This is a genomic window from Stenotrophomonas sp. Ste96, assembly GCF_024519495.1.
Taxonomy (GTDB): domain Bacteria; phylum Pseudomonadota; class Gammaproteobacteria; order Xanthomonadales; family Xanthomonadaceae; genus Stenotrophomonas; species Stenotrophomonas bentonitica_A.
In genome coordinates this window covers 1-5,067 of record NZ_JALJRX010000019.1, presented here as the reverse complement: position 1 = coordinate 5,067, position 5,067 = coordinate 1, and the positions used below count along the sequence as shown (strand labels likewise).

Below are 5,067 nucleotides of genomic sequence, written 5' to 3'. Positions count from 1 at the left end.
AGCGCGGAAGGGCTGGGTGCATGGATGCACCCAGCAATCCCAATGAAGCGGCCACCCTGCTCCCGGAGCCCCAAGCGACATCACCGACATACCCGGGCGCGTGGCGACGCGTTCATCGCCAACGGCGTCTCCAGCTCCGGGAGGCGCGGCCCTGGAGCGCGCAAGCGCGGAAGGGCTGGGTGCATGGATGCACCCAGCAATCCGGGCAATGAAGCGGCCATCGCGCAGCCACGCATGGCGTGGCTCTACCCTGGGGGCCGCACTCCCACCCCACGCCCGGCCAACGTGCGCTCCGCTAAACTGCCCACCTCACGTAACGGATCTTCCCCCATGACCGCTGAAATCCTCGTCCCCGTGTCCTTCGGTGAACTGCTCGACAAGATCTCGATCCTGCAGATCAAGTCCGAGCGCATCAGCGACGAGGCCAAGCTGGCCAACATCCGCACCGAACTGAGCGCGCTGGAAAAGACCTGGATGGCGCACCCGGCCGGGGTCAAGGACATCGCGCGCCTGCGTGCCGAGCTCAAGGCGGTCAACGAGCGCCTGTGGGACATCGAAGACAACATCCGCCTGCAGGACAAGGCGCAGGCCTTCGACGACCATTTCGTCGAGCTGGCGCGCAGCGTCTACCAGCAGAACGATGAGCGCGCCCGCATCAAGAAGGACATCAACCTGGCGCTGGGCTCGCTCTACGTGGAAGAGAAGTCGTACAAGGATTACGCGCCGCGCGGCGCGTAATCGGCGACATACCGTTCGAAGGCGGCAATGCCGTCCTCGACGGTGATCAGCTGCATCACGTCGTCGAACTCGACCTTCGCGCCCCACTTCAGTTCGCTGGCCGGCTTGCCCAGGAACTTGCGCGCGGCATCGTCGTAGCGGTCCACGCAGTAGCGGCGGTCGGAGTAGGGGCCACTGCGGTGCGGGTTGCTGGCTGCATGCAGGCCGAGCACCTTGGTCCCCATCGCGTTGGCGATATGCATCGGGCCCGAATCGGGCGTCATCACCAGCGCGGCGCGCGCCAACAGCGCCGGCAGCTGCTTGAGCGTGTCCTTGCCGACCAGGTCCAGCGCCGGCGTGGCCAGCTGGGCCTGGATCGCATCGGCCATGCCGCGTTCCAGTTCGCTGCGCCCACCGCACAGCACCACCCGCCAGCCGCGTGAGGTGGCGTGGTTGGCCACGGCCGCATAGCGGTCGGCATACCAGTTGCGGCGCACATGGCTGGAGCAGGGCGAGATCATCAGCACCGGGCGGCCATCGTCGGTCCACTGGGCGTTGGCCCACTCGACGGCGGCCGGCGGCACGGCGAGGTCCCAGCTGACCTCGGTCTGCTTCAGGCCGAGCGGTTCGCAGAAGCTGCCGATCGCATCCAGCACATGGATGCCGGGGCGGTCGGGGATGCGTTCATTGATGAAAAGCCCGTGAAGATCCTTGGAGCGGGCCTTGTCATAGCCAATGCGGCGCTTGGCCGGCACGAAGGCGGACAGCACGTTGGCACGGAAAGCCACCTGCATCTGCAGCAGCGCATCGAACCGCCCGGCGGGAAGGCTGTCGCGCAGGGCGCGCATGCCGGCCAGGCCGGTCTTCTTGTCGTAGCTGTGGAAGGTCACGCCGGGCAGGCCATCGAGCAGCTTGTGGCCGGCCTTGTCGATGATCCAGTGCAGCGACACCCCGGGATCGGCCTGCTGCAGGGTGCTTACCAGCGGCACCACATGGGTCACGTCCCCCAGCGCGGACAAACGCAAAAGACACAAGGAAGAGGACGTTGGTGCCATGGTGTTGTTAGACTCGAAGGAATGGTCGCATTCGACGCCACTGAAGCGCTGACGCCCTGCCGCGATGGACGCGGTATCGGTGCCATTCTGTTCGACCGCGAAGCCTTGCGGCAAGCCGAGATGAGCCTGTTCGCACCGGCCCACTGGGGCGAGCGGGCACGGCCGGTCGGCGATGGCGGCCGTGGTGGCGCCTGGTTCGTCGATGCCCCCTTCGGTCATGCCGTGCTGCGCCAGTACCTGCGTGGCGGCCTGGCGGCCAAGCTCAGCCGGGACCACTACATCTGGCGCGGGGCCAACCGCACCCGCAGTTTCGCCGAGTTCCGGCTGATGCGTGCCCTGCGCGCGCAGAAGCTGCCGGTGCCGCGACCGATCGCCGCGTTCTACATGCGCGAAGGCCTGCGCTACAAGGCAGCGATCCTGATGGAGCGCCTGGAGGGCGTGCGTTCACTGGCCGACCGCGCGCTGGTCGCCGGGCGCGGCGCGCCCTGGGAAGAGACCGGCCGGCTGATCGCGCGGTTCCATCGCGTCGGGCTGGACCACGCCGATCTCAACGCCCACAACATTCTGTTCGACGCCAACGGCCACGGCTGGCTGATCGATTTCGATCGCGGCGTGCTGCGCATCCCGGCCACCCGCTGGCGCGAGCGCAATCTCAAGCGGCTGCTGCGCTCGCTGATCAAGCTGCGCGGTGAGCGCAGCCAGGATGACGTCGAGAAGGACTACGCACGGCTGCGCCGCGCCTACGATCTGGCCTGGAACCGGGGTTACTGATGGACTGGGCACTGCGTTTCATGGGGGTCGGCAATGCGTCGGCCGTGCAGCTCGGTTCGCCGATGGCGGTGATCGAACGCGATGGACGCCCGTGGCTGACCATCGATTGCGGCGGGGAAGGGCTCACTGCGTTCCAGGCGCACTACGGCCATGTGCCGCAGGCATTGTTCGTCACCCATGTGCACATGGACCACGTCGCCGGTTTCGAACGCCTGTTCGTCGATGCGTATTTCTCGCCGCAGCGTCGTGGGCGTATTCGCGTGTACGTGCCGGCGACGGTCGTGCCGCTGCTGCACAAGCGCGTGGCCGATTACCCGAACGTGCTGGCCGAGGGCGGTGCGAATTTCTGGGATGCGTTCCAGCTGATCGTGGTCGGCGATGCGTTCTGGCATGACGGCGTGCGCCTGGAAGTGTTTCCGGTCCGCCATCACTGGCCGGAAACCGCCTATGGCCTGCGCCTGAAGGGTGCGGTCACCTGGAGTGGCGATACCCGGCCGATTCCGGAAATGCTGGCGCGCTACGCCGACGACAACGAACTGATCGCCCACGATTGCGGCCTGCATGGCAACCCGTCGCACACCGGTGTGGATGACCTGGAGCGTGAGTACACGGCCGAGTTGCAGGCGCGGATGATGCTCTACCACTACGCCAGCGAGGCCGACGGCGAGGCGCTGCGCCAGCGTGGTCACCGCGTGGCCGTGCCCGGCGAACGTGTGGCGCTGGCGACTCCCACCGCCATGCACGTGCTGGCGCAGGATCCTCCCTGAGCATGGACGACGCGCTGGCCGCCCATCTGCAGGCGCTCGAACGCGCGTTGCACGAGCCTGCGGTCCGTGGCGATGTCGCGCAGCTGGCGGCGTTGTTGGATGACGACTTCAGTGAGATCGGCAGCTCGGGTGCGTGTTTCGATCGGGCTGCTGCGCTGGCGGAGATTCCGCGCGAGCGCGCGCAGGTCGAGATCGTGTCCACCGACTACCGGGTCGTGTTGTTGGCGCCCACCTTGGCACAGGTGCGCTATCGCAGCTGGTATGTGGTCGGAGGCGAGCGCCAGCGCGAGGTGTTGCGCAGTTCGCTGTGGCGGCTGCACGGCGAGGCATGGCGGGTGGTGTTCCATCAGGGCACGCCTGCGGCGCCTTGAGCGGCAGCGTGGTTGGGGAAAACCGGGCGCCCAAAAAGGTGGCGGCCCCGCCGGCTGACCTCGGCGCCCGCGTCGATCGATACCGTTGCTGCCTTCCGGCCCTGGCGGGATTTTCGACCTAGCGTCGCGAGGGGCCGACGGGGCCACCATAGAGACGTTCCGGCTGCAGGGCGATCGAGGATCAGCCGGCCGCAGGCGGAAGGTGCAACGCAGGAACAGGTCCGGCAGTGCAGTCGCGCATTCTAGCGCATGCACGGCCTGCAGTGCCAGACGCGGAGGCTGAATCCCGTGTAGCCCGGTGCCGCCGGAATAGGGCATCCGGCGAGTGGGTTGCTAAAATGCGTGGCACAGGAGGAACGGCCTCCCCCATTTCGGGAACCACTGACCAGGACGGCCTGGCCCCCATCAAGGAGGGCCGCATGGCCTGGATCTATCTGTTGGCAGCCGGTGTGCTGGAAATCGTCTGGGCGTTCTCGATGAAGCAGTCCGAGGGGTTCAGCAGGCTCACCCCCTCGATCATCACCCTCGTCACCATGATCGCCAGCTTCTGGCTGCTGTCGCTGGCGATGCGCACGTTGCCGCTGGGCACCGCGTACACGATCTGGACCGGCATCGGCGCGGTCGGCGCGTTCGTGATCGGCATTACCTTCCTCGGCGAGCAGGTCAGCGCGATGCGGATTGCTGCAGCGGTGTTGATCGTGAGCGGGTTGGTGTTGATGAAGTTGAGCAGCAGCTGAGGCGTTCAAAACGCACGCTGCGCGCTCGGGGGTAGAGCCACGCCATGCGTGGCTGACGCAACCCTGACGCACCCCAATCACTGGCGCCGCTCAACGCGGCGCCAGTTCGAGCACCATCTCCACCGCATCCAGCCCGGGGCCGTGCCCATCGGGGGTGATGTGGGTGACGGCGAAGCCGAGTCCGGCGTAGAAATCCTGCGTGTGCTGGCTGGTGCTGAGCGTGACGCGCTGGGCGCCTAGCGCTTTTGCGTGGGCGAGGCGTGCGTGGGAGAGCTGCTTGCCCAGGCCTTGGCGATGTTGCGCGTTATCGACCATGCCCCAGCAGAAGGCCGCCGTGTGCTCGTTGTCCAGGGCGAGGCCGCCGCAGGCGACGACGTGGCCGTTGTGTTCGATGACCAGATAGTCGTGGGCCCGGTCTGGGTGAAGTAGATAGTTGGCGAAGTCGTGGCGTTCGTGTGGGCCGAAGTAACGCGGCACGTTGGTGTCGAACAGTGCCAGGCAGGCGGGGGCGTCTGTTGGGGTGTAGGCGCGCAGGGTGGGCATGGGGGGACTTTGGCATGCTCCGCGTTGGGGTGGTCGGCTTCGGATGCAGGCTGGCCGCTTCATTGGGATTGCTGGGTGCATCCATGCACCCAGCCCTTCCGCGCTG

At 66.9% G+C, this 5,067-nt stretch carries 7 protein-coding genes and 1 other RNA gene; 5 read left to right on the top strand and 3 right to left on the bottom strand.

Translation table 11 applies throughout. The features are described from left to right. The first annotated feature begins 330 nt into the window (after positions 1 to 330). A complete protein-coding gene (locus OC373_RS18520) occupies positions 331 to 738 on the top strand; it encodes a DUF6165 family protein (protein ID WP_019185792.1) in 408 nt (135 codons plus the stop codon). Here OC373_RS18520 and OC373_RS18515 read toward each other — a convergent pair. Further along, on the bottom strand, positions 717 to 1,772 hold the full coding sequence (locus tag OC373_RS18515) for a glycosyltransferase family 9 protein (protein WP_261998254.1): 1,056 nt from the start codon (positions 1,770 to 1,772) through the stop codon (positions 717 to 719). The two genes, OC373_RS18520 and OC373_RS18515, sit on opposite strands and share 22 nt — an antisense overlap. Positions 1,773 to 1,793: 21 nt before the next feature. Between OC373_RS18515 and OC373_RS18510 the strand changes: the two genes are divergently transcribed. The 3 genes from OC373_RS18510 to OC373_RS18500 are packed head-to-tail and all read left to right on the top strand — an operon-like array spanning position 1,794 to position 3,681. Then, on the top strand, positions 1,794 to 2,543 hold the full coding sequence (locus OC373_RS18510) for a 3-deoxy-D-manno-octulosonic acid kinase (protein ID WP_019185790.1): 750 nt from the start codon (positions 1,794 to 1,796) through the stop codon (positions 2,541 to 2,543). Then, complete coding sequence (locus OC373_RS18505) at positions 2,543 to 3,310, top strand: MBL fold metallo-hydrolase (RefSeq protein ID WP_261998253.1); 768 nt, start codon at positions 2,543 to 2,545, stop codon at positions 3,308 to 3,310. The genes OC373_RS18510 and OC373_RS18505 overlap by 1 nt, the downstream gene beginning before the upstream one ends. Before the next feature lie 2 nt (positions 3,311 to 3,312). Then, positions 3,313 to 3,681, top strand: coding sequence for a nuclear transport factor 2 family protein (locus OC373_RS18500; protein WP_261998252.1), 369 nt, complete (start codon positions 3,313 to 3,315; stop codon positions 3,679 to 3,681). Between the two features lie 44 nt (positions 3,682 to 3,725). Here OC373_RS18500 and ffs read toward each other — a convergent pair. Next, positions 3,726 to 3,822: signal recognition particle sRNA small type (ffs, locus tag OC373_RS18495), an RNA gene on the bottom strand. A 278-nt stretch (positions 3,823 to 4,100) separates the two neighbouring features. On the opposite strand from ffs, the gene sugE reads away from it, so the two are divergent. After that, positions 4,101 to 4,418 carry a quaternary ammonium compound efflux SMR transporter SugE gene (gene sugE / locus OC373_RS18490; protein ID WP_019185787.1) on the top strand — a complete coding sequence of 106 codons (318 nt, stop codon included), beginning with the start codon at positions 4,101 to 4,103 and terminating at the stop codon, positions 4,416 to 4,418. Between the two features lie 90 nt (positions 4,419 to 4,508). Here the strand turns inward: sugE and OC373_RS18485 are convergent, their stop codons facing one another. Continuing rightward, positions 4,509 to 4,961 carry a GNAT family N-acetyltransferase gene (locus OC373_RS18485; RefSeq protein WP_261998251.1) on the bottom strand — a complete coding sequence of 151 codons (453 nt, stop codon included), beginning with the start codon at positions 4,959 to 4,961 and terminating at the stop codon, positions 4,509 to 4,511. Between the last annotated feature and the right edge of the window lie 106 nt (positions 4,962 to 5,067).

Excerpts from the sequence above, each read along its gene's own strand:
- OC373_RS18520 (WP_019185792.1), top strand. The coding sequence starts at position 331 with ATGACCGCTGAAATCCTCGTCCCCGTGTCCTTCGGTGAACTGCTCGAC.
- OC373_RS18515 (WP_261998254.1), bottom strand. The coding sequence starts at position 1,772 with ATGGCACCAACGTCCTCTTCCTTGTGTCTTTTGCGTTTGTCCGCGCTG.
- OC373_RS18510 (WP_019185790.1), top strand. The coding sequence starts at position 1,794 with ATGGTCGCATTCGACGCCACTGAAGCGCTGACGCCCTGCCGCGATGGA.
- OC373_RS18505 (WP_261998253.1), top strand. The coding sequence starts at position 2,543 with ATGGACTGGGCACTGCGTTTCATGGGGGTCGGCAATGCGTCGGCCGTG.
- OC373_RS18500 (WP_261998252.1), top strand. The coding sequence starts at position 3,313 with ATGGACGACGCGCTGGCCGCCCATCTGCAGGCGCTCGAACGCGCGTTG.
- sugE (WP_019185787.1), top strand. The coding sequence starts at position 4,101 with ATGGCCTGGATCTATCTGTTGGCAGCCGGTGTGCTGGAAATCGTCTGG.
- OC373_RS18485 (WP_261998251.1), bottom strand. The coding sequence starts at position 4,961 with ATGCCCACCCTGCGCGCCTACACCCCAACAGACGCCCCCGCCTGCCTG.